Origin of the sequence: Streptomyces sp. NPDC007901, from assembly GCF_042959465.1 — a bacterium.
Classification (GTDB): Bacteria; Actinomycetota; Actinomycetes; order Streptomycetales; family Streptomycetaceae; genus Streptomyces.
Genome location: NZ_JBIBKW010000002.1, coordinates 776,081 through 798,635, shown reverse-complemented (window position 1 = coordinate 798,635; position 22,555 = coordinate 776,081). Strand labels below are relative to the sequence as shown.

21 protein-coding genes are annotated in these 22,555 nt (G+C 70.4%); 9 read left to right on the top strand and 12 right to left on the bottom strand.

Going from position 1 to position 22,555, the window contains the following annotated elements:
- Positions 1-53: 53 nt before the first annotated feature.
- Both sufB and ACFZDK_RS09380 read right to left on the bottom strand, forming a co-directional pair.
- Positions 54-1,475, bottom strand: a complete 1,422-nt coding sequence (gene sufB / locus ACFZDK_RS09385; protein WP_390971347.1) for a Fe-S cluster assembly protein SufB — start codon at positions 1,473-1,475, stop codon at positions 54-56.
- Complete coding sequence (locus ACFZDK_RS09380) at positions 1,472-2,206, bottom strand: metalloregulator ArsR/SmtB family transcription factor (RefSeq protein WP_359222065.1); 735 nt, start codon at positions 2,204-2,206, stop codon at positions 1,472-1,474. The genes sufB and ACFZDK_RS09380 overlap by 4 nt, the downstream gene beginning before the upstream one ends.
- A gap of 172 nt (positions 2,207-2,378) precedes the next feature.
- Here ACFZDK_RS09380 and ACFZDK_RS09375 point away from each other — a divergent pair, with 172 nt between their 5' ends.
- From ACFZDK_RS09375 to ACFZDK_RS09360, 4 genes are read left to right on the top strand one after another with little or no spacing between them, the layout of a single operon-like run.
- The gene (locus ACFZDK_RS09375; RefSeq protein ID WP_390971342.1) at positions 2,379-3,182 is read left to right on the top strand and encodes an AAC(3) family N-acetyltransferase; all 804 of its coding nucleotides are present in this window, start codon (positions 2,379-2,381) and stop codon (positions 3,180-3,182) included.
- A 46-nt stretch (positions 3,183-3,228) separates the two neighbouring features.
- Positions 3,229-4,152 carry an ATP-binding cassette domain-containing protein gene (locus ACFZDK_RS09370; RefSeq protein WP_390971340.1) on the top strand — a complete coding sequence of 308 codons (924 nt, stop codon included), beginning with the start codon at positions 3,229-3,231 and terminating at the stop codon, positions 4,150-4,152.
- On the top strand, positions 4,149-4,946 hold the full coding sequence (locus ACFZDK_RS09365) for an ABC transporter permease (protein ID WP_390971339.1): 798 nt from the start codon (positions 4,149-4,151) through the stop codon (positions 4,944-4,946). The genes ACFZDK_RS09370 and ACFZDK_RS09365 overlap by 4 nt, the downstream gene beginning before the upstream one ends.
- Positions 4,947-4,980: 34 nt before the next feature.
- The gene (locus tag ACFZDK_RS09360) at positions 4,981-6,000 is read left to right on the top strand and encodes a COX15/CtaA family protein (RefSeq protein ID WP_390971337.1); all 1,020 of its coding nucleotides are present in this window, start codon (positions 4,981-4,983) and stop codon (positions 5,998-6,000) included.
- On the opposite strand, the gene ACFZDK_RS09355 is transcribed toward ACFZDK_RS09360, so the two are convergent.
- The 4 genes from ACFZDK_RS09355 to ACFZDK_RS09340 all read right to left on the bottom strand — a co-directional run bounded on the left by ACFZDK_RS09355 (position 5,955) and on the right by ACFZDK_RS09340 (position 9,332).
- Positions 5,955-6,692 carry a nucleotidyltransferase domain-containing protein gene (locus ACFZDK_RS09355; RefSeq protein ID WP_390971335.1) on the bottom strand — a complete coding sequence of 246 codons (738 nt, stop codon included), beginning with the start codon at positions 6,690-6,692 and terminating at the stop codon, positions 5,955-5,957. The genes ACFZDK_RS09360 and ACFZDK_RS09355 overlap by 46 nt on opposite strands.
- Positions 6,693-6,710: 18 nt before the next feature.
- Complete coding sequence (locus tag ACFZDK_RS09350) at positions 6,711-7,817, bottom strand: amidohydrolase family protein (RefSeq protein ID WP_390971333.1); 1,107 nt, start codon at positions 7,815-7,817, stop codon at positions 6,711-6,713.
- A gap of 179 nt (positions 7,818-7,996) precedes the next feature.
- Positions 7,997-8,323: a hypothetical protein gene (locus ACFZDK_RS09345; protein ID WP_390971331.1), complete on the bottom strand. Its 327-nt coding sequence runs from the start codon at positions 8,321-8,323 to the stop codon at positions 7,997-7,999.
- 55 nt (positions 8,324-8,378) lie between these two features.
- Entirely contained in the window at positions 8,379-9,332 is a 954-nt protein-coding gene (locus tag ACFZDK_RS09340) for a heme o synthase (RefSeq protein WP_390971329.1), read from the bottom strand.
- A 378-nt stretch (positions 9,333-9,710) separates the two neighbouring features.
- Between ACFZDK_RS09340 and tkt the strand changes: the two genes are divergently transcribed.
- From tkt to pgl, 5 genes are read left to right on the top strand one after another with little or no spacing between them, the layout of a single operon-like run.
- A complete protein-coding gene (tkt, locus tag ACFZDK_RS09335) occupies positions 9,711-11,798 on the top strand; it encodes a transketolase (protein WP_390971327.1) in 2,088 nt (695 codons plus the stop codon).
- A 32-nt stretch (positions 11,799-11,830) separates the two neighbouring features.
- Complete coding sequence (tal, locus tag ACFZDK_RS09330; protein ID WP_390971325.1) at positions 11,831-12,949, top strand: transaldolase; 1,119 nt, start codon at positions 11,831-11,833, stop codon at positions 12,947-12,949.
- 3 nt (positions 12,950-12,952) lie between these two features.
- The gene (gene zwf, locus ACFZDK_RS09325; RefSeq protein ID WP_390971602.1) at positions 12,953-14,476 is read left to right on the top strand and encodes a glucose-6-phosphate dehydrogenase; all 1,524 of its coding nucleotides are present in this window, start codon (positions 12,953-12,955) and stop codon (positions 14,474-14,476) included.
- Entirely contained in the window at positions 14,473-15,561 is a 1,089-nt protein-coding gene (gene opcA, locus ACFZDK_RS09320; protein ID WP_390971323.1) for a glucose-6-phosphate dehydrogenase assembly protein OpcA, read from the top strand. The genes zwf and opcA overlap by 4 nt, the downstream gene beginning before the upstream one ends.
- On the top strand, positions 15,558-16,340 hold the full coding sequence (gene pgl / locus ACFZDK_RS09315) for a 6-phosphogluconolactonase (RefSeq protein ID WP_390971321.1): 783 nt from the start codon (positions 15,558-15,560) through the stop codon (positions 16,338-16,340). Before opcA ends, pgl begins: the two co-directional genes overlap by 4 nt.
- Positions 16,341-16,413: 73 nt before the next feature.
- Here pgl and pgi read toward each other — a convergent pair whose 3' ends face one another.
- The 6 genes from pgi to ACFZDK_RS09285 all read right to left on the bottom strand — a co-directional run bounded on the left by pgi (position 16,414) and on the right by ACFZDK_RS09285 (position 22,425).
- Positions 16,414-18,066, bottom strand: coding sequence for a glucose-6-phosphate isomerase (pgi, locus tag ACFZDK_RS09310; RefSeq protein WP_390971319.1), 1,653 nt, complete (start codon positions 18,064-18,066; stop codon positions 16,414-16,416).
- A 71-nt stretch (positions 18,067-18,137) separates the two neighbouring features.
- A complete protein-coding gene (locus ACFZDK_RS09305) occupies positions 18,138-19,331 on the bottom strand; it encodes an MFS transporter (protein WP_390971601.1) in 1,194 nt (397 codons plus the stop codon).
- Positions 19,332-19,517: 186 nt separating this feature from the next.
- Positions 19,518-19,853, bottom strand: coding sequence for an RNA polymerase-binding protein RbpA (locus tag ACFZDK_RS09300; protein ID WP_003976875.1), 336 nt, complete (start codon positions 19,851-19,853; stop codon positions 19,518-19,520).
- Between the two features lie 210 nt (positions 19,854-20,063).
- Positions 20,064-20,294: a preprotein translocase subunit SecG gene (gene secG / locus ACFZDK_RS09295; protein ID WP_352224631.1), complete on the bottom strand. Its 231-nt coding sequence runs from the start codon at positions 20,292-20,294 to the stop codon at positions 20,064-20,066.
- Between the two features lie 136 nt (positions 20,295-20,430).
- Entirely contained in the window at positions 20,431-21,207 is a 777-nt protein-coding gene (gene tpiA / locus ACFZDK_RS09290; RefSeq protein WP_390971317.1) for a triose-phosphate isomerase, read from the bottom strand.
- Positions 21,208-21,213: 6 nt separating this feature from the next.
- A complete protein-coding gene (locus ACFZDK_RS09285) occupies positions 21,214-22,425 on the bottom strand; it encodes a phosphoglycerate kinase (RefSeq protein WP_390971315.1) in 1,212 nt (403 codons plus the stop codon).
- Positions 22,426-22,555: the final 130 nt, after the last annotated feature.

Below are 22,555 nucleotides of genomic sequence, written 5' to 3'. Positions count from 1 at the left end.
TAGTGCTCGCTTTCCGTTCCGTAGGTGGCTTGATGGAATCCGCGGATCGGTGGTTAACCGACCGCGCCTTCCATCTGGAGCTCGATCAGCCGGTTGAGCTCGAGGGCGTACTCCATGGGCAGCTCCTTGGCGATCGGCTCGACGAAGCCGCGCACGATCATCGCCATCGCCTCGAACTCGGTCAGACCGCGGCTCATCAGGTAGAAGAGCTGGTCCTCGGAGACCTTGGAGACGGTCGCCTCGTGGCCCATGGACACGTCGTCCTCGCGGACGTCGACGTACGGGTACGTGTCCGAGCGGGAGATGGTGTCGACCAGCAGCGCGTCGCAGAGCACGTTGGACTTGGAGCCGGCGGCGCCCTCGCCGATCTCGACGAGACCGCGGTAGGAGGTACGGCCACCGCCGCGCGCCACGGACTTCGACACGATGTTGGAGGAGGTGTTCGGCGCCATGTGGACCATCTTGGAGCCGGCGTCCTGGTGCTGGCCCTCGCCCGCGAAGGCGATGGAGAGGGTCTCGCCCTTGGCGTGCTCGCCCATCAGGTAGACGGCCGGGTACTTCATCGTCACCTTGGAGCCGATGTTGCCGTCGATCCACTCCATGGTCGCGCCCTCGTAGGCGACGGCGCGCTTGGTGACCAGGTTGTAGACGTTGTTCGACCAGTTCTGGATGGTCGTGTAGCGGCAGCGGGCGTTCTTCTTGACGATGATCTCGACGACCGCGGAGTGCAGCGAGTCCGACTTGTAGATCGGGGCCGTACAACCCTCGACGTAGTGCACGTAGGCACCCTCGTCGACGATGATCAGGGTCCGCTCGAACTGGCCCATGTTCTCCGTGTTGATCCGGAAGTAGGCCTGGAGCGGGATCTCGACGTGCACACCCTTCGGCACGTAGATGAAGGAGCCGCCCGACCACACGGCGCTGTTCAGCGACGCGAACTTGTTGTCACCGACGGGGATGACGGTGCCGAAGTACTCCTTGAAGAGCTCCGGGTGCTCCTTCAGCGCGGTGTCGGTGTCCAGGAAGATGACGCCCTGCTCCTCCAGGTCCTCGCGGATCTGGTGGTAGACGACCTCCGACTCGTACTGGGCGGCGACACCGGCGACCAGGCGCTGCTTCTCCGCCTCCGGGATGCCCAGCTTGTCGTAGGTGTTCTTGATGTCCTCGGGCAGGTCCTCCCAGGACTCCGCCTGCTTCTCGGTGGAGCGCACGAAGTACTTGATGTTGTCGAAGTCGATGCCGGAGAGGTCGGAGCCCCAGTTCGGCATGGGCTTCTTCTCGAAGAGGCGCAGGCCCTTGAGACGGAGCTTGGTCATCCACTCCGGCTCGGACTTCTTCGCGGAGATGTCCCGGACGACGTCCTCGTTGATGCCACGCTTGGCAGAGGCGCCGGCCGTGTCGGAGTCGGCCCAGCCGTATTCGTACGTGCCCAGGCCTTCGAGCTCAGGGTGGGCAGTCTCCGTGGGGAGAGTCATGCGGGGTTCCTCCCGGCCGTGCTTGCAGATGCGTCAGTGGAAATCTTGGGGATGAACGTCGTGCAGACGCCGTCGCCGTGAGCGATGGTCGCCAGTCGCTGGACGTGTGTTCCGAGCAGCTCGGCGAAGATCTCCGTCTCCGCCTCGCACAGCTGGGGGAACTGCTCCGCGACATGGGCGACCGGGCAGTGGTGCTGGCACAGCTGTTCGCCGACCGGTGCGCTGCGCGCCGTGGCAGCGTACCCGTCCACGCTCAGCGCCCTGGCCAGCGCCTCGGCCCGCTCGTCGGGGCGCACGCTCTCGATCGCCTTGCGGTAGGCGCGCGCCTGGGCGGTGATCCGGGCCCGGGCGAAGGCGGCGACCGCCTCCTGGCCGCCCCCCTGCTCGGCGATCCAGCGCAGCGCGTCGGCGGCGAGCTTGTCGTACGACTGGTCGAAGGCGTCCCGGCCGCAGTCGGTGAGGGCGAAGACCTTGGCGGGCCGGCCACGGGTCCGTGCGCCGTACACCCGCTGCTCGCGTGCCTCCACGACATCGTCGGCGACCAGCGCGTCCAGATGCCGGCGTACGGCCGCCGGGGTCAGGCCCAGGCGTCCGGCCAGCTCGGTGACGGTCGACGGGCCGTGGTCCAGGATCGACCGCGCGACCCGGTTGCGCGTCGAACGCTCACCGGTCGCCAGCTCCTCCTGCGGGACCCCGATGGGGGTCTCCCGAGCCTCGTCGACGTTTTTCACAACGCCATTGTTGCGTAATTCCCCAGAGGCAGGCAAGCCGCGTCCGGGCGACCGGACGGTGCCCTGCGTCACTTAGGCATACCTAATCTGACCTGCGGAAACGATCTTTGATCGATCATCCCTCAGCCAAACCGGTGGCGCGCGACCGCCCCTTCCGCAAGACTCCGGAACCATGCCCACACCCCCTCCGACCGGCCCTCTTGTCACGCGGGACACCCTCGCGGAGCAGCTTCGCGCCCTCGGTGTCAAGCCCGGCGAGACCCTCCTCGCCCACACCTCCCTCAGCTCCCTCGGCTGGGTCAACGGCGGAGCCGTGGCCGTCGTCCAGGGGCTCCTCGACACGCTCGGCACGGGCGGCACCCTGGTGGTCCCCACCCAGACCGGCGACCTCTCCGACCCGGCGGTCTGGCAGCACCCGCCGGTGCCCGAGGAGTGGTGGCCGACGATCCGGGCGACCATGCCGGAGTACGACCCCCTGCTCACGCCCTCGCGCGGGGTCGGGGTGATCCCGGAGACCGTACGGAACTGGCCGGGCGCCCTGCGCAGCGCGCACCCGCAGACCTCCTTCGCGGCGATCGGCCCCCGCGCGGCCGAGATCACCGAGGGCCACGCCCCCGACTGCCGGCTCGGCGAGCAGAGCCCGCTGGCCCGGCTGGAGAAGCTGGACGCGCGGGTGCTCATGCTCGGCACCGGCTACGCCACCTGCACCAGCTTCCACCTGGCCGAATACCGCATCCCCTCGCCACGCGTCGCGGTCGGCAGGCCCGCGCCCGGCGGCGGCTGGGAGAAGGTGACGGAGGTGTCGATCAGCTCCGACCGCTTCGACGAACTGGGCTACGACTTCGAACGCGACCGCCCGGTCGTCGTCCGCGGCACGGTCGGCGCGGCCGAGACCCGGCTGTTCCCGGTGGCCGAAGCCGTGGCCTACGCCGAGCGGTGGCTGGCCGTACACCGACCCCGTGAGGAGGAGATCTAGCACCCGGCCGTCCGGGTGACGCCGGGCATCCTTAGACTCTGTCACCATGCGAAGTGAGCCCGTGGTCCAGGTGCGGGACCTGGTGAAGCGGTACGGCACGAAGACCGCCGTGGACAGCCTCGACCTGGTGGCCCGGCCCGGGGTGACCGCCGTACTCGGCCCCAACGGAGCGGGCAAGACGACGACGATCGAGACCTGCGAGGGCTACCGCAGACCGGACTCCGGCTCGGTGCGCGTCCTGGGCCTCGATCCCGTACGCCAGTCCGCCGAGCTGCGCCCCAAGGTGGGCGTGATGCTCCAGTCCGGCGGCGTCTACTCCGGCGCCCGCGCGGACGAGATGCTGCGGCACGTGGCCAGACTGCACGCGCATCCGCTCGACGTGGACGCGCTGATCGAACGGCTGGGCCTCGGCGGCTGCGGCCGGACGTCGTACCGGCGCCTCTCCGGCGGCCAGCAGCAGCGCCTCGCGCTCGCGATGGCCGTGGTCGGACGCCCGGAACTGGTCTTCCTCGACGAGCCGACGGCCGGCCTCGACCCGCAGGCCCGCCGGGCCACCTGGGACCTGGTCCGCGACCTGCGCACCGACGGTGTCTCGGTCATCCTCACCACCCACTACATGGAGGAGGCCGAGCAGCTCGCCGACGACGTCGCGATCATCGACGCCGGCCGGGTGATCGCCCAGGGCTCCCCCGAGGAGCTGTGCAAGGGCGGCGCCGAGAACACCCTCAGGTTCACCGGCCGCCCCGGCCTCGACGTCGGCTCGCTCCTCAAGGCGCTCCCCGCCGACAGCTCGGCCGCCGAGCTGACCCCGGGCTCCTACCGGGTCATGGGCAAGGTCAACCCGCAACTGCTGGCGACGGTGACCTCGTGGTGCGCCCAGCACGGGGTGATGCCGGACCGCATCTCGGTCGAACGCCACACCCTGGAAGACGTCTTCCTTGAGCTGACCGGCAAGGAGCTGCGCTCATGACCACCGCGACCGACACCGGCACCGGCACCTACACCCCCCGGCCGGGCGCCGCCCCGCTGCTCCGCATGATCGCGGCGCAGGCGGCCCTGGAGACGCGGATGCTGCTCCGCAACGGCGAGCAGCTGCTGCTGACGGTCGTCATCCCGACCCTCCTGCTCGTCCTGTTCAGCTCGGTGGACGTCGTCGACACGGGCGCGGGCAAGTCGGTCGACTTCCTCGCCCCCGGCATCCTCGCCCTCGCCGTCATGTCCACGGCCTTCACCGGCCAGGCCATCGCGACGGGCTTCGAGCGCCGCTACGGCGTCCTCAAGCGGCTCGCCTCCTCCCCGCTCCCCCGCTGGGGCCTGATGGCCGCGAAGACCGCGTCGGTCCTGGTCACGGAGATCCTCCAGGTGGTCCTCCTAACGGTGATCGCCTTCGCCCTCGGCTGGTCCCCGCACGGCGCCGGGACATTTTCAGGCGTGCTCGCCGTCCTGCTCCTGCTGGTCCTCGGCACGGCCGCCTTCTCCGGCCTGGGCCTGCTGATGGCGGGCACCCTGAAGGCGGAGGCGACCCTCGCCGCCGCCAACCTGGTCTTCCTGCTGCTGCTCGTGGGCGGCGGGGTCATCGTCCCGCTGGACAAGTTCGGCGGCGCCCAGGACGTCCTCGGCCTGCTGCCCGTCTCCGCCCTGTCGGACGGGCTGCGGGACGTGCTCCAGCACGGGGCCGGGACGCCTTGGGGCGACCTGGGGATCCTCGGCGTGTGGGCGGTGCTGGGCCTGGCCGCCGCGGGCCGTTTCTTCCGCTGGGAGTGACCCTCGTGAACGCATGCACAAGCGGCCCCCTACGATGGTGCGCGTGCCAAAGCTGACCCCCGCCGACGCCGTAGCGGCGCTGCGCAACCCGCTCGCCTTCATCGCCGACCGCTGGACTCCGCAGCCCCGGACCGTCCGGCGGGCCGCGCTCGCCGCGCTCGTCATGTCGGTGGTCATCGTGGTCACCGGCGGCGCGGTGCGGCTCACCGGCTCGGGCCTCGGCTGCCCGACCTGGCCCGAGTGCACCGCCGGCTCGCTGACCCCGACAAACGCTCTGAGCTACCACAGCGCCATCGAGTTCACGAACCGCATGCTGACGTACGTGCTGTGCGCGGCGGTCGGCTGGGCGATCATCGCCGCCCGGTCCGAGAAGCCGTACCGGCGCGGCCTGACCCGGCTGGGCTGGGCGCAGTTCTGGCTCGTGATGAGCAACGCGGTCCTCGGCGGCATCGTGGTGCTGGTCGGGCTCAACCCGTACACCGTCGCCGCCCACTTCCTGCTGGCGACGGCCCTCATCACGGTCGCCGCCGTGATGTGGCAGCGCACCGGCGAGGGCGACGGGCAGCCGCGGCCGCTGGTCGGCAAGGCCGTGCAGCAGCTGGTGTGGGCGCTGGTGGTCGTGTCGTTGCTGCTCATCGCCGTGGGCACCGTGGTGACCGGCGCGGGACCGCACCCGGGCGACTCCGGCGACGTCGAGCGCATCGACGTCAGCTGGTCGGGCGTCGCCGAACTGCACGCTGTGCTGGCCTGGATCGTGGTGTCACTGACCTTCGCGCTGTGGTTCTTCCTCAAGGGCGTCGGCGCGCCCCAGGGGCCGCGCGACCGCGTCCGCGACCTGTTCCTGATCCTGCTCGGCCAGGGCGTGATCGGTTACGTCCAGTACTTCACCCACCTGCCGACGGTCCTGGTCGGCCTCCACATGTTCGGCTCCTGCCTGGTGTGGATCGGTGTGCTGCGGGTCCTGCTGTCCCTGCGGGAGCGCGCCGACGTGACGGCCGAGCTGCCCGCTCAGTCGTACGACGCCGTGAGCGCGTCGATCGCCGGGACCAAGTAGTCCCGGGTGAGGCGGGCCCGGCGTGCCGTCCACTGCCCGGTGGGCGGCGCGGGGGCGTCGTAGCGGCGGCTCCGGACGTCCTCGACGACCTCGGTGGGGGCGCCCAGGCCGGGCAGCAGGTCGAGTGCCTCGCGTTTGGAGATCAGCCGGCCCTCGCGGGCGGTGACGGTGGCCCGGGCGAAGGTGATCAGCCCCAGGTCGACCCAGATGTCCCGGGCCCACAGCGGGGCCTTGTCGAGGGCGGGCCGCCAGAAGTCGCGCTGGTCGCGGACCACGAAGTCGGCGAGTTCCCGGTCCTCCACCGGCGGCAGCAGCCCGGCGGGCGCCCGGCCGTGCAGGACCCGTCCGAAGGCGTGCAGCTCACGCCGGGTCACCGGGGTGACCGTCCGTCTGAACAGCTCCTCGTGCGCCCAGGTCAGGTGGCGTCGGTCCGGATCGGCCGCCGTCGAAGGGGTCAGATAGGTGCAGTGCAGCCCCGCGGCGAGCGGCAGGGCGCGCAGGCGGGCGTGGACCAGGGCGATCCTCCATACGACGGCCGGGGTCACCCGGCCCGGCAGCACCGCGACCAGGTCCAGGTCGCTGCGGCCCTCCTGGTAGTCGCCGGCGGCGAGCGAGCCGTGCGCCCAGACGGCGACCGGGTCCAGTGACGACAGTTCACGGACGAAGCGGGCCACTAACGTCTCGGTGTCCATGCGCCCAGTCTGTACAGCTCACTCCAGCCCGTACACCCGTTTCGCGTTCCCCGCCGCGATCAGCTTCGCCACCCGCTGGGCGTCGCCCAGCGACCAGGCGCCCTCGGCGGCCCAGCCGCCCAGCACCCGGGCGAGCGACTCGCGGAAGAGACGGGCGCCGACCACGTGCAGTTCGGGCAGGCCGTGGGCGCCGCTGGAGAAGAGGATCTTGCCGAAGGGGGCCAGTTCCAGGATCTCGGCGAGGATGGTCGCGGCGCGGGCGCCGGTCCGGACCAGGGCCGCGCCGGAGTCGGCGTAGACGTGCGGGAAGACACCGGCGAGGTGGGCGGCGTGGCGGTGGTAGGGGTAGCCGTGCAGCAGGACCAGGTCGGTGCCGAGGCCTGCGGTGGCCCGGACGAAGTCGGTGAGCAGGACCGGGTCGGTACGGTCGATCCGGGCGCCGGGCTCGCCGAGGCCCGCGTGCAGCTGGAGGGGGAGGCCGGAGGCCACCGCGATCCAGAGCAGGTGCCGTAGGAGAACCGGGTCGGACAGCTCGCCGCCGACCCGGCGGCCCGCCAGCCAGCGGCCGGCCGCGCCCCGCACCTCGCCGGGGCCGGGCGGCTCGGGGGCCAGGGCGAGGCCGTGCCGGAGACCGGCTACCGAGGTGAAGGCGACCGCGTTCGCCGCCGCGCCGTGCACCGACTCGGCGAGGTTGGCGAGGAACGACTCGACGGTGCCGGAGGTGTCGGCGACCTGCTCGGCGAGGAGTTCCAGGCGTACGATCTCGCGGGCTTCCGCGTCGCCGGCCGAGGCCATCTCGGTGGGGCCGGTGAGGTCGCCGGGCAGGCCGGTGTCGACGAGGTAGGTGGTGATGCCGCTGCCGCGCAGGAGCCGGCGGCCCGCCTCCAGGACGCCGAGTTCGCGGCGCCGGGCGAGGTAGCGGGCGGGCGGGCAGTGGGGTTCCAGGCCGAGGAGCGGGGGGCACCAGCGTCGTACCGCGAAACCGGTCTGGGTGTCGAAGAGCGTGGTGCCGGGGGCCGGGGGGCCTTCGGTGCGGGCGAGCTGGGCCTCGAAGGTGCCGAGTCCCAGCTCCGTACGGAGGACGCCGTGGCAGTACTGGTCCACCAGGGACGGCGTTTCGATCATCCGGGCTCCCCGTGGACGACGGTTGCTTGACCGTCTTAACGGGTGAACCGGGATGGAGGTCGCGGTCCGGGGTGGGTGGTACCGGTTGTACGGCGGGTGCGGGCCGTGTGTGGCTGGTCGCGCCCACGCGGCGGAGCCGCGTATCAGATGCAGCCCCGCGCCCCTGAAGGGGCGCTGAGTCAGCCGCCCACTTGAATGCCGGCCATGCGCTTCCACTCGTACGGGCCGGTCTGTACCTTTGCCGCGAACTCGCCGTCGAAGGACTCGTGAACGGTGATGCCCGCCTTCTCCACCGCCTGCTGGGCGATCTCGGTACTCGGGGCCACCAGGTCGCCCCAGCCGCCGTCGTCGCCGACGAGGACGATGCGGGCGCCGCGTTCGCCGATGTAGGCCACCTGACCCTCGGCGCCGCCGTGGGCCTTGGCGAAGGTGCTGATCTGCTTGGCGAGGCGCGCGACCTTGCGCTCGGCCTTCTGGTCCGCCTCAACCTGCTGCGTGTCTGCCATGAACAGGATGCTACCGACGGGTAGATCGATTGGCGACGGAGGGGCGGAGTGACTCCTACCTCAGGAAGGGGTCGACCGCCACGGCCACGAAGACCAGGGAGACGTAGGTGATGGACCAGTGGAACAGCCGCATCTCCTTGAGCTTCCCGCCCGACGCCTCGGACTTCGCGCGGTGCTGCAGGGCGTGCGCCTCCCACAGCCACCAGCCGCCCGCCGCCAGGGCGACCAGGGTGTAGAACCAGCCGGTGTAGCCGAGGGGGGTGAGCAGGAGGGAGACCGCGACCATCACCCAGCTGTAGATGACGATCTGCTTGGCGACCACCTTGTTGGAGGCGATGACCGGCAGCATCGGGACGCCCACGCGCGCGTAGTCGTCCTTCACCTTCATGGACAGCGGCCAGTAGTGCGGCGGCGTCCAGAAGAACATGACGAGGAACAGGATGATCGGCGCCCACGACATGGAGTCCGTGACGGCCGACCAGCCGATCAGCACCGGCATGCAGCCCGCGATCCCGCCCCACACGATGTTCTGCGAGGTACGGCGCTTGAGGATCATCGTGTAGACGACGACGTAGAAGAGGAGCGCTCCGAGTGACAGCCAGGCGCTCAGCCAGTTGACGGTGAGGCCGAACAGCAGCGTGGAGACGACCGCCAGGCTGATGCCGAAGGCGAGGCACTCGCGCGGGCTGACCATGCCGGTCACCAGCGGACGCTGCGAGGTGCGGTCCATCAGCGCGTCGATGTCCCGGTCGATGTACATGTTCAGCGCGTTGGCGCCACCCGCGGACAGGTAGCCGCCGACGCAGGTGAGCAGCACCAGCGTCAGATCGGGCACGCCCTGCTGCGCGAGGAACATCACCGGAACGGTGGTGATGAGCAGCAGCTCGATGATCCGTGGCTTGGTCAGCGCCACGAAAGCTTTGACACGGGCCCCGAACGGCCGGTGACTCGGGCTCTCGCTCGCACCGAGTACCCCCGCTGGACGGGATTCGACGGCCGTCACGCACACCCCTGACAGAGACTCCCAGCGAGCCCCGCCGTGTGAACTCACGGTAAAGGCTCGCGCGTACCACGCCACTTTAGACGTTGCCCATACCCCGACCTTCGCGGGGGTGGGGTCGTGTTGGGAGGCGTCTCGGGAGAGGGGTGGGGTGGCTCGATTGAGCAGTCAGATGAGCGGTTCCGTATTCATGTGCCGAATGCCTTCCCGGCCAGTCGGGAGGCGGATCCCCGCAAGGCCCGGCAGTCTGGAAACACTCGAAAAAATGCACGTCCTTACGGGGGTAGGCTCGACAACGGCCGGTGGGCACCCAGGCCACCGGCAGCCGGTGTGGGCGTATGCCCGAGGACCGGTATCCGAACATGTGGAGAGGAGCCCTGACTCAGGGTGAGCACCAAGCCGACCACCACAGACCTCGACTGGACCGAGTTGGACCAGCGGGCCGTAGACACCGCCCGTGTCCTGGCCGCCGACGCCGTACAGAAGGTCGGCAACGGCCATCCGGGTACGGCGATGAGCCTGGCGCCGGCCGCGTACACCCTCTTCCAGAAGGTGATGCGGCACGACCCGTCCGACCCCGACTGGGTGGGCCGCGACCGCTTCGTGCTGTCCGCCGGTCACTCGTCGCTGACCCTCTACACGCAGCTCTACCTGGCCGGGTTCGGTCTGGAGCTGGCAGACCTCGAGGCCTTCCGCACCTGGGGCTCGAAGACCCCCGGTCACCCGGAGTACGGCCACACCAAGGGTGTCGAGACCACCACCGGCCCGCTGGGCCAGGGTGTCGCCAACGCTGTGGGCATGGCCATGGCCGCCCGCTACGAGCGCGGTCTGTTCGACCCGGAAGCCCCACAGGGCGAGTCGCCCTTCGACCACTTCGTGTACTGCATCGCCGGTGACGGCTGCCTGCAGGAGGGCATCTCCGCCGAGGCGTCCTCGATGGCCGGCCACCAGAAGCTCGGCAACCTGGTCCTGCTGTGGGACGACAACCACATCTCGATCGAGGGCGACACCGAGACGGCCGTCTCCGAGGACACCGTCAAGCGGTACGAGGCGTACGGCTGGCATGTGCAGCGCATCGCCCCGAAGCCGGACGGCGACCTGGACCCGCACGCCATCTACAACGCGATCGAGGCCGCGAAGGCGGTGACGGACAAGCCGTCCTTCATCGCGATGCGCTCGATCATCGCCTGGCCCGCCCCGAACGCGCAGAACACCGAGGCCGCCCACGGCTCGGCGCTCGGCGCGGACGAGGTCGCGGCCACCAAGCGCGTCCTCGGCTTCGACCCGGAGAAGAGCTTCGACGTCGCCGAGGAGGTCATCGCCCACACCCGGCAGGCCGGGGAGCGCGGTGCGGCCGCCAAGGCCGAGTGGGAGAAGTCCTTCCAGCTGTGGCGGGACAACAACGCCGAGCGGGCCGCCGAGTTCGACCGCATCGCCGCGGGCGAGCTGCCCAAGGGCTGGGAGGAGAAGATCCCGGTCTTCGAGCCCGGCAAGGGTGTCGCGACCCGGGCCGCCTCCGGCAAGGTGCTGCAGGCCCTCGGCGCGGTCGTCCCGGAGCTGTGGGGCGGTTCCGCCGACCTCGCCGGATCGAACAACACGACGATCGACAAGGACAGCTCGTTCCTGCCGGCGGACAACCCGCTGCCGGGCGCGGACCCCTACGGCCGCACCATCCACTTCGGTATCCGCGAGCACTCCATGGCCGCGGAGATGAACGGCATCACCCTGCACGGCAACACCCGTGTCTACGGCGGTACGTTCCTCGTCTTCTCCGACTACATGCGCAACGCCGTCCGTCTCTCGGCGCTGATGCACCTGCCGGTGACGTACGTGTGGACCCACGACTCCATCGGCCTCGGCGAGGACGGCCCGACGCACCAGCCGGTCGAGCACCTCGCCTCGCTGCGCGCCATCCCCGGTCTCAACGTCGTGCGTCCCGCCGACGCCAACGAGACCGCGATCGCCTGGCGCGAGATCCTCAAGCGCTACACCAAGGTGTTCGGCAAGGGCGCCCCGCACGGCCTCGCGCTGACCCGCCAGGGCGTGCCGGTGTACGAGTCCAACGAGGACACCGTCAAGGGCGGTTACGTCCTCTTCGAGGCCTCGAACGGAACTCCCGAGGTCATCCTCATCGCCACCGGTTCCGAGGTGCACGTCGCCGTCGAGGCGCGCGAGCAGCTGGAGGCCGACGGCGTGCCCACGCGCGTCGTGTCCATGCCGTGCGTGGAGTGGTTCGAGGAGCAGGACCAGGGGTACCGGGACAGCGTTCTGCCGCCGTCCGTCAAGGCTCGTGTCTCGGTCGAGGCGGGTATCGGTCTCACGTGGCACAAGTACGTGGGCGACGCCGGCCGCATCGTTTCCCTGGAGCACTTCGGTGCTTCCGCCGACGGCAAGGTGCTCTTCCAGGAGTTCGGCTTCACTGCCGAGAACGTGGCTGCCAAGGCCCGGGAATCCATCGCCGCCGCCCAGCGCTGACGCTCACAACGACACGTAGGAGATGTAATTCCATGACAGACGCACTCAAGCGCCTCTCCGAGGAGGGCGTCGCGATCTGGCTGGACGACCTGTCGCGCAAGCGGATCACGTCCGGCAACCTCGCCGAGCTGATCGACCAGCAGCACGTCGTGGGCGTCACCACCAACCCGACGATCTTCCAGAAGGCGATCTCTTCGGGCGACGGCTACCAGCAGCAGGTCTCCGACCTCGCCGCCCGCAAGGTCACCGTCGAAGAGGCCATCCGCATGATCACGACGGCGGACGTCCGTGACGCCGCCGACATCCTGCGCCCGGTGTTCGACGCGACCGACGGCCAGGACGGCCGGGTGTCGATCGAGGTCGACCCGCGCCTGGCGCACCACACCACGGCGACCGTCGCCGAGGCCAAGCAGCTGGCCTGGCTGGTGGACCGCCCCAACACCCTGATCAAGATCCCGGCCACCAAGGCGGGCCTGCCGGCGATCACCGAGGTCATCGGCCTCGGTATCAGCGTCAACGTCACGCTGATCTTCTCGCTGGAGCGCTACCGCGCGGTCATGGACGCCTACCTGGCCGGTCTGGAGAAGGCCAAGGAGCGCGGCCTCGACCTGTCGCTCATCCGTTCGGTGGCGTCGTTCTTCGTGTCCCGGGTGGACACCGAGATCGACAGGCGCCTGAACGACCTGGGCACCGACGCGGCCAAGGCGCTGCGCGGCAAGGCCGCCGTCGCCAACGCGCGGCTCGCCTACCAGGCGTACGAGGAGGTCTTCTCCTCGGCCCGCTGGACCGCCCTGGAGAACGCGGGCGCCCGCAAGCAGCGTCCGCTGTGGGCCTCCACCGGCGTCAAGGACCCGGCGTACAAGGACACCCTGTACGTCGACGACCTGGTGGCGCCGAACACGGTGAACACCATGCCGGAGGCCACCCTCGTCGCGGTCGAGGACCACGGCGGCATCACCGGCGACACGATCACCGGCACGTACGAGCAGGCCCGCGCCGACCTCGACGCCGTCGAGGCGCTCGGGATCTCGTACGACGACGTGGTCCAGGTACTGGAGGACGAGGGCGTCGAGAAGTTCGCGGCGTCCTGGAACGACCTGCTCAAGTCGACCCAGGCGGAGCTGGAGCGCCTGGCCCCCTCGGAGGGCTGAACTCTGTCAAGCAGCAACCCGCTGCGTGACCCCGCAGACCGACGGCTCCCGCGTATCGCGGGGCCGTCGGGCCTGGTCATCTTCGGCGTCACGGGCGACCTCTCCCGTAAGAAGCTCATGCCCGCCGTGTACGACCTCGCCAACCGGGGTCTGCTGCCGCCGGGCTTCTCCCTGGTCGGCTTCGCCCGCCGTGAGTGGGCCAACGAGGACTTCGCCGCCGAGGTCCACGACGCCGTCAAGGAACACGCCCGCACCCCGTTCCGCGAGGAGGTCTGGCAGCAGCTCATCCAGGGGATGCGCTTCGTCCAGGGCACCTTCGACGACGACGACGCGTTCGAGCGCCTCCGCTCCACCATCGAGGAGCTGGACAAGGCGCAGGGCACCGGCGGCAACTTCGCCTTCTACCTGTCCGTGCCGCCGCGCTCCTTCCCGGTCGTCATCCAGCAGCTGAAGAAGCACGGGCTGGCCGACCAGACCGGCGGCTCCTGGCGGCGCGCGGTCATCGAGAAGCCCTTCGGCCACGACCTGAAGTCGGCCGAGGAGCTCAACAAGGTCGTGCACGAGGTGTTCGAACCGGACCAGGTGTTCCGGATCGACCACTACCTCGGCAAGGAGACCGTCCAGAACATCCTGGCGCTGCGCTTCGCCAACACCATGTTCGAGCCGATCTGGAACCGGTCCTTCGTGGACCACGTGCAGATCACCATGGCCGAGGACATCGGCATCGGCGGCCGGGCCGGCTACTACGACGGTATCGGCGCCGCCCGTGACGTCATCCAGAACCACCTCCTCCAGCTGATGGCCCTCACCGCCATGGAGGAGCCCGCCTCCTTCGACGCGGACGCGCTGGCCGCCGAGAAGGAGAAGGTACTCGGCGCCGTACGGCTGCCGAAGGACCTGGGCGCCTCGACCGTCCGCGGCCAGTACGCGGCCGGCTGGCAGGGCGGCGAGAAGGTCATCGGCTACCTCGAAGAGGACGGCATCGACGCCCAGTCGAAGACCGACACGTACGCGGCCGTCAAGGTCGAGGTCGACAACCGCCGCTGGGCGGGCGTCCCCTTCTACCTGCGCACCGGTAAGCGCCTGGGCCGCCGGGTCACCGAGATCGCGGTGGTCTTCCAGCGGGCCCCGCACTCCCCCTTCGACCACACGGCGACGGAGGAGCTCGGCCAGAACGCGATCGTCATCCGCGTCCAGCCCGACGAGGGCATCACGGTCCGCTTCGGCTCCAAGGTGCCGGGCACCTCGATGGAGATCCGGGACGTCTCGATGGACTTCGCCTACGGCGAGTCCTTCACCGAGTCGTCGCCGGAGGCCTACGAGCGGCTCATCCTGGACGTGCTGCTCGGCGACTCCAACCTCTTCCCGCGCACGGCGGAGGTCGAGCTGTCCTGGAAGATCCTCGACCCGATCGAGGAGTACTGGGACACGCACGGCCGGCCCGCGCAGTACAAGTCGGGCACCTGGGGTCCAGCCGAGGCCGACGAGATGCTCGCACGAGACGGACGGAGCTGGCGCCGGCCATGAAGATAGACCTCACGGACACCACGGCCGGCAAGGTCAACAAGGCGCTGGTGCAGGGCCGCCGGGCCATCGGCACGCCCGCCGTGGGCATGGTGCTGACCCTCGTCATCGTCACCGACGAGGAGAACGCGTACGACGCCCTGAAGGCCGCCGGCGACGCCTCGCACGAGCACCCCTCGCGCACCCTGGTCGTCATCAAGCGCGTCTCCCGCTCCCCCCGCGACCGTACGACGTCCCGTCTGGACGCCGAGGTCCGGGTGGGCGCGGACGCGGGCTCCGGCGAGACGGTGCTGCTGCGGCTGCACGGCGAGGTCGCCGACCACGCCGACTCGGTCGTGCTGCCGCTGCTGCTGCCGGACGCGCCGGTCGTCGTCTGGTGGCCGGTGAACGCCCCCCTCGACCCGGCGAAGGACCCGCTGGGCGCCCTCGCCCAGCGCCGGGTCACCGACACCTACTCCTCCGAGCAGCCGGTACGGGAGCTGTCCGCGCGCGCGGACACCTACACCCCCGGCGACACGGACCTGTCCTGGACCCGGATCACGCCCTGGCGCTCGATGCTGGCGGCGGCCCTGGACCAGGTGGTCTGCGAGGTCAAGGCCGTCGAGGTGGAGGGCGAGGAGTTCAACCCGAGCTGTGAGCTGCTGGCCATGTGGCTCGCGGACCGGCTGGACGTGCCCGTCCGGCGGTCGCTGTCGGCCGGTCCCGGTCTGACGGCGGTCCGCCTCGACACCAGCGAGGGCGCGATCGCGCTCGACCGCGCGGACGGTTCCCTCGCCACCCTGTCCATCGACGGTCAGCCGGACCGGGCGGTGGCGCTGAAGCGCCGGGAGACGGCCGAGCTGATCGCCGAGGAACTGCGGCGACTCGATCCGGACGACACCTACGCCTCGGCGCTGCGGTTCGGGGTGGAGCGGCTGAACGCGTCGGCGACGGCTGTGCTGTCGGTCCCGGACTCCTCGCCCAAAGGAGCACCGGTCACCGTCGGAGCAGAGCCCGTCGGAGAGCCCGAAGCCATTGCCGAGGCTCCCGCGGCAGAAGCGGCGCCGCAGGAACCGGCACCGCTGAAGAAGAGGGCGAAGGCGACATGAGCACCCCCCAGCTGGTCGTGCACCACGACAAGGAGCTGATGGCGCAGGCCGCCGCGGCCCGTCTGATCACGAAGATCGTGGACGCCCAGGCCTCCCGGGGCGAGGCGTCCGTGGTCCTCACGGGCGGCCGCAACGGCAACGGCCTGCTGGCGGCCCTGGCGGCGGCCCCGGCCAGGGACGCCATCGACTGGGGCCGGCTCGACCTCTGGTGGGGCGACGAGCGCTTCCTGCCCGAGGGCGACCCGGAGCGCAATGTCACCCAGGCCCGCCAGGCCCTGCTGGACCAGGTCCCGGTGGACCCGAAGCGCGTGCACGCCATGCCCGCGTCGGACGGCCCCTGGGGCACGGACGTGGACGCGGCGGCCGAGGCCTACGCGGCGGAGCTGGCCGACGCGGCCGACCCCGAGAACCACGGTCCGGTGCCGACCTTCGACGTCCTGATGCTGGGCGTCGGTCCGGACACCCACGTGGCCTCGCTCTTCCCCGAGCTCCCCGCGGTCCGCGAGACGGAACGCACGGTGGTCGGCGTCCACGGCGCCCCCAAGCCGCCGCCGACCCGGGTCTCCCTCACCCTCCCCGCCATCCGCTCGGCCCGCGAGGTCTGGCTGCTGGCGGCGGGCGAGGACAAGGCCGAGGCCGTCGCCATCGCCCTCTCGGGCGCGGGCGAGATCCAGGCCCCGGCAGCGGGCGCCCAGGGCCGCCGGCGCACCCTGTGGCTCCTGGACTCGGCGGCGGCGGCCCAGCTGCCGAGGTCGCTGTATCCGCCGGCTTCGCCGTGACCACCCGGGTGACGGTGTGAGAAGAGCCCGTACGGTCCGCGCCGGACCGTACGGGCTCTTTCCGTTCCCGGCACTAACGCCCGCGCAGCTCCCGGTACCTGGCGACCAGCGCCTTCGTCGACGGGTCCAGGCCCGGTACCTCGGCGCCCTCCGTCAGGGCCGGTTCCACGCGCTTGGCGAGGACCTTGCCGAGCTCGACGCCCCACTGGTCGAAGGAGTCGATGTTCCAGACGGCGCCCTGGGTGAACACCTTGTGCTCGTAGAGGGCGACGAGCTGGCCGAGGACCGACGGGGTGAGTTCCTTGGCGAGGATCGTGGTCGTCGGGCGGTTTCCCTGGAAGGTCTTGTGGGGGACCAGTTCCTCGGCGACGCCCTCCGCGCGGACCTCCTCGGCGGTCTTGCCGAAGGCCAGCGCCTGGGTCTGGGCGAAGAAGTTCGCCATCAACAGGTCGTGCTGCGCCCTGAGTTCACCGCTGAGCTCGGCGACCGGCTCGGCGAAGCCGATGAAGTCGGCCGGGATCAGCTTCGTGCCCTGGTGGATCAACTGGTAGTAGGCGTGCTGGCCGTTGGTGCCGGGCGTGCCCCAGACGATCGGGCCGGTGGTCCACTCGACCTCCTTGCCGTCCCGCGCCACGTACTTGCCGTTGGACTCCATGTCCAGCTGCTGGAGGTAGGCGGTGAACTTGGAGAGGTAGTGGCTGTACGGCAGGACCGCGTGCGACTGGGCGTCGTGGAAGTTGTCGTACCAGATGCCCAGCAGGCCGAGCAGCAGCGGGACGTTGGTCTCGGCGGGGGCGGTGCGGAAGTGCTCGTCGACCAGGTGGAAGCCGTCCAGCATCTCGCGGAAGCGGTCCGGGCCGATGGCGATCATCAGGGAGAGGCCGATGGCGGAGTCGTAGGAGTAGCGGCCGCCGACCCAGTCCCAGAACTCGAACATGTTGGCCGTGTCGATGCCGAAGTCCGCGACCTTCTCGGCGTTGGTGGAGAGGGCCACGAAGTGCTTGGCCACGGCCTCCTGACCGGCCTTCAGCTCGCCGAGCACCCAGTTACGGGCCGAGGTGGCGTTGGTGATCGTCTCGATCGTGGTGAACGTCTTGGAGGCGATGACGAAGAGGGTCTCCGCGGCGTCCAGGTCGCGGGTGGCCTCGTGCAGGTCGGCGCCGTCCACGTTGGAGACGAAGCGGACCGTGAGGTCGCGGTCGGTGAAGCTGCGCAGCGTCTCGTAGGCCATCGCCGGGCCGAGGTCGGAGCCGCCGATGCCGATGTTGACGACGTTCCGGATGCGCTTGCCGGTGTGGCCGGTCCACTCGCCCGAGCGGACCCGGTCGGCGAAGGCACTCATCTTGTCCAGGACCGCGTGCACCTGCGGCACCACGTTCTCGCCGTCGACCTCGACCACCGCGTCGCGCGGGGCGCGCAGCGCCGTGTGCAGCACCGCGCGCTGCTCCGTGATGTTGATCTTCTCGCCGCGGAACATGGCGTCCCGCAGGCCGAAGACGTCGGTGGCGGCGGCCAGCTCGCGCAGCAGCCGCAGCGTCTCGTCGTTGACCAGGTGCTTCGAGTAGTCGATGTGGAGATCGCCGACCTGGAGGGTGTAGCCCGTGCCGCGTCCCGGGTCGGCGGCGAACAGGTCCCGCAGATGAGTCTCGGCGAGCTCCTCCCGGTGCTTGGCGAGCGCGGTCCACTCGGGCGTCTGGTTGAGCCTGGTACGGCCGTCTGCGTTCATTCGGACTTCAGCCTTCTTCCTTGCACCTGTCCTGTTGCGTGCCTGCGCCGCTGCCGTTCCAACCTAGTTGATCAGCTCGGGGCACGGCCTGCCGTCGCGCTGTCCCGTGGCGCAACAACAGGTACGTCCGGCCGACGCACCGGTATCAACGAGGTGACGGCCAGCCCGAACAGGGCGGCGGCGAGCAGCGCGGGCCCGTTCAGGCCGTACGCCCCGGCGACCGCTCCGCCGACGAGGGCGCCGAGCGGCGCTCCGGACGTCGAGGAGGTGCGGAAGGCGGCGGCGATCCGGCCGGTCATCGACTCGGGGGCGCGTTGCTGCATCAGCGTGACCTGGTTGACGTTCCACACCATGTTCATCGCGCCGAGCAGCAGGATGCCCACGACCAGGGCGCCGAGGTGCCGCACGGTGCCTATCAGGACCAGGGACGAGGTCTGGACGGTCCCGGCGACGAGCAGGGCCCGGACCCGGCCGGTGCGGCGCGCTATGCGCTGGGCGAGGAAGCCGCCGGCGATGCTGCCGGCCGAGTAGGCGGTCATGGCGGCCGCGTATCCGGCGGTGCCGGCGTGCAGCCAGCGGGTCACGTGCAGCACCAGGGTGGCGATCAGGGCACCCATGCCGATGTTGCAGAGCAGGGTGGAGACACAGACCGCCCGCAGGGCCCGGTCCTGCCACAGGGCGCGCAGGCCCTCGCCGATCTCGGTGCGCAGGGTGCTGCCGGCCGGGCGTGGCGCCCGCTCCGGGGGCCGTGTCCGCAGGGAGGCGACCAGGGCGGCGGCCGCGAGATAGGTGCCCGCGTCGGCCGCGAAGGGCATGAACGCGCCGGCCGTCAGCAGGAGCGGCACCAGCGCGGCGCCGAGCAGGCCGCCGGCGATCTGCTGGCCGGTCATCAGCCGGGCGTTGGCCGCGCCCAGGGCCTGGCGGTTCACCAGGGAGGGCAGCAGGGCCGTGGAGGCGTTGTCGAAGAGCGTCTGGAGTGTGGTCAGCGCGAAGGCCAGCAGGAGCAGCAGCGGCATCGAGGCGTGACCGAGCGCCACGGCGAGTGCGAAGGCGGCGACGAGCAGCCCTCGTACCGTGTCCACGGCCCACATCGCGCGCCGCTGGTCCACCCGGTCCGCGACGGCTCCGCCGAGCAGCCCGAACAGCAGCCACGGAACATAGCCGCAGGCGGTCACCGAGGCGATGGCGAGGGGGTCGTCGGTCAGGCGCGCGGCCAGCAGGGGCAGCGCGGACGTCCGTAGCGCGTCCCCGAACCGGGAGACCAGGGCGGCCGTCCACAGCCGCCCGAATCCCCCGCGCCACGCGGGCGCCCGCTCCCCCACCGTCACCGCCGCCCCCTCACGATTCGTCGATACACAAACCGTAGAGGGCACCACTGACAACGGGTCCGGGCCCGGGCCGCGGAGACAACTCCGGCCAGGCGCCCTCGGGCACCCGGCCGACCTCAACTCCTAGATCTCGCCCCGCAGTTTGGCGAGCGCCTCGGCGAGGATCGCCTCGCCGTCCGCGTCGCTGCGCCGCTCCCGTACGTACGCGAGGTGCGTCTTGTACGGCTCGGTGCGCGGCGGGTCCGGCGGGTTGTCCCGGTCCTGACCGGCCGGGAAGCCACAGCGCGGGCAGTCCCAGGTCTCGGGCACCTGCGCGTCGCTGGCGAAGCTCGGCTGCGTCTCATGCCCGTTGGAGCACCAGAAGGAGATGCGCAGACGCGGCGCGGACTCGCCGCGCTCGGCCTCGCCCATCGGCCCCGCCCCGACCCGGCTACCTCGGATCGCGTTGCCACTTGCCACGGTCGTAACTCCCTGCGTGATGGTGCCGCGAAGCGAGTCGGCGTGTCGCTTCGTTGCGAGCGCCTCAGTCTACGTAAGGCCCAACGCGCGTCCAGTGGTGGGAGTTACCGCCCCCGCACCTAGACGCAAGCCCCATGATAGGCCGCGCTCAGGTGCGCGTACCGAACATGGGGCCTTACGTGCGGAATGTGCGTGTGTGCGAGTCGCGGATCAGCTGTTCGTCTTCATCAGCATGCCGAGGACGATGATGCACGCGAACCACAGCAGACCGATCACCAGGGTGATCCGGTCCAGGTTCCGCTCGGCGACCGAGGAGCCACCGACGGAGGACTGCATGCCGCCACCGAACATGTCGGAGAGACCGCCGCCCTTGCCCTTGTGCATCAGCACCAGCAGCATCAGCAGCAGGCTGAAGACGATCAGGGCGATCGAGAACCCCAAAACCACGGCTGGACCAACTTCCTCGGATACGGATGGACTGCGGGGCCGGAGACTGTTTGAAGCTTCACGCTCCGGATAACAGCCTCGGCCCCGCAAGGGTACGACGGATCGCCGCTACCGCCTACTCACGGTCTGCTCACTGATCGCGGAAGCGCACGATCTTGACGAATTCGTCGGCGTCCAGCGAGGCACCGCCGACCAGGGCGCCGTCGATGTCGGCCTGCGCCATGATCTCGGCGACGTTGCCGGCCTTGACGGAGCCGCCGTACTGGATGCGGACCTGGTCGGCCAGTTCCTGGCTGTACAGCTCGGCGAGCTTGGCGCGGATCGCGGCGCAGACCTCCTGGGCGTCCGCCGCGCCGCAGACCTTGCCGGTCCCGATGGCCCACACGGGCTCGTAGGCGATGACGATCGTCTCCGCCTGCTCGGCCGTGACGTCCTTCAGACCGCCCTCGACCTGGGTGAGGGTGTGGGAGACGTGGTTGCCCGCCTCGCGGACGTCCAGTTCCTCGCCGACGCACAGGATCGGGGTCAGACCGTGCTTGTAGGCGGCCTTGACCTTGCCGTTCACGACGGCGTCGGTCTCGTTGTGGTACTGGCGGCGCTCGGAGTGGCCGATGACCACGTACGTGCACTTCAGCTTGGCCAGCATCGGGCCCGAGATCTCGCCGGTGTAGGCCCCGGAGTCGTGCGCCGAGAGGTCCTGGGCGCCGTACCTGATCTTGAGCTTGTCGCCGTCGACCAGGGTCTGCACGGAGCGCAGGTCGGTGAAGGGCGGCAGGACGGCGACCTCGACGGCCTCGTAGTCCTTGTCGGCCAGGGCGAAGGCGAGCTTCTGGACGTGCGCGATGGCCTCGAGGTGGTTGAGGTTCATCTTCCAGTTACCCGCCATGATCGGCGTGCGAGTGGTCATGCGGGGTCAGTCCTCCAGTGCGGCGAGGCCGGGGAGCGTCTTGCCCTCGAGGTATTCGAGGGAGGCGCCGCCACCGGTCGAGATGTGTCCGAACGCGTTCTCGTCGAAGCCGAGGATGCGCACGGCGGCGGCGGAGTCACCGCCACCGACGACGGTGAACCCCTTCGAGTCGACGAGAGCCTGGGCGACCACCCGGGTGCCCTCGGCGTAGTCGGGGTGCTCGAAGACGCCCATGGGGCCGTTCCAGAAGACGGTGGCGGCGTCGGCGAGCTTCGAGGCGTACAGCTTGCGGGTCTCCGGGCCGATGTCCAGGCCCATCTGGCCGGCGGGCATGGCGTCCGCGGCGACCGTGCTGGGGTTGCCCGGGGCCTTGGTGGACAGGTCCGGGAACGCGGGGGCGACCAGGGTGTCCACGGGCAGGACGAGCTCGACGCCGGTCTTCTCGGCGCGCTCGATGTACTCGGTGACGGCCGCGAGCTGGTCCTCCTGGAGGAGGGAGCTGCCGACCTCGTAGCCCTTGGCCTTGAGGAAGGTGTAGACCATGCCGCCGCCGACGAGGATGCGGTCGGCCTTGCCGAGCAGCTGGTCGATCACGGCGAGCTTGTCGGAGACCTTGGCGCCGCCGAGCACGACGACGTAGGGCCGCTGGACGTCTTCGGTGAGCTTCTTCAGGACGCCGACCTCGGTGGCGATCAGGTAGCCGGCGTAGTGCGGCAGCCGGGCCGGGAGGTCGTAGACGGAGGCGTGCTTGCGGTGCACGGCGCCGAAGCCGTCGCCGACGTAGACGTCCGCGAGGGCGGCCAGCTGGTCCGCGAACTCGCCGCGCTCGGTCTCGTCCTTGGAGGTCTCGCCGGCGTTGAAGCGCAGGTTCTCGATGACCGCGACCTGGCCGGGCTGCAGGCCGTTCACCGCGTCGTGGGCGGCGGGGCCGACGGTGTCCTGGGCGAACGCGATCGGGGCGTCGAGCAGTTCACCGAGCCGCTCGGCGGCCTGGAGCAGGGAGAACTGCGTGTCCGCGGCGCTCTTGGGGCGGCCCAGGTGGGAGGCGACGACCACCTTGGCGCCCGCGTCGGCGAGGGCCTTCACGGTGGGCAGGACGGCGCGGATCCGGCCGTCGTCGGTGATGAGGCCGTCGGACATCGGCACGTTGAGGTCGGCACGGACGAAGACCCGCTTGCCGTCGACCCCTTCGGCGAGGAGTTCGTCGATCGTCTTCATGTGTTGGGGACTCCTACAGGAGGGCTCTTGATCGTACGAGGACAGATCGAACCGTAGACGGGCGGGTCGATCCTTACGTGCGTCAGGGCTCGGGCAGCGCGACCGTGCGCTGCCCGAGCCCTGCTACCGC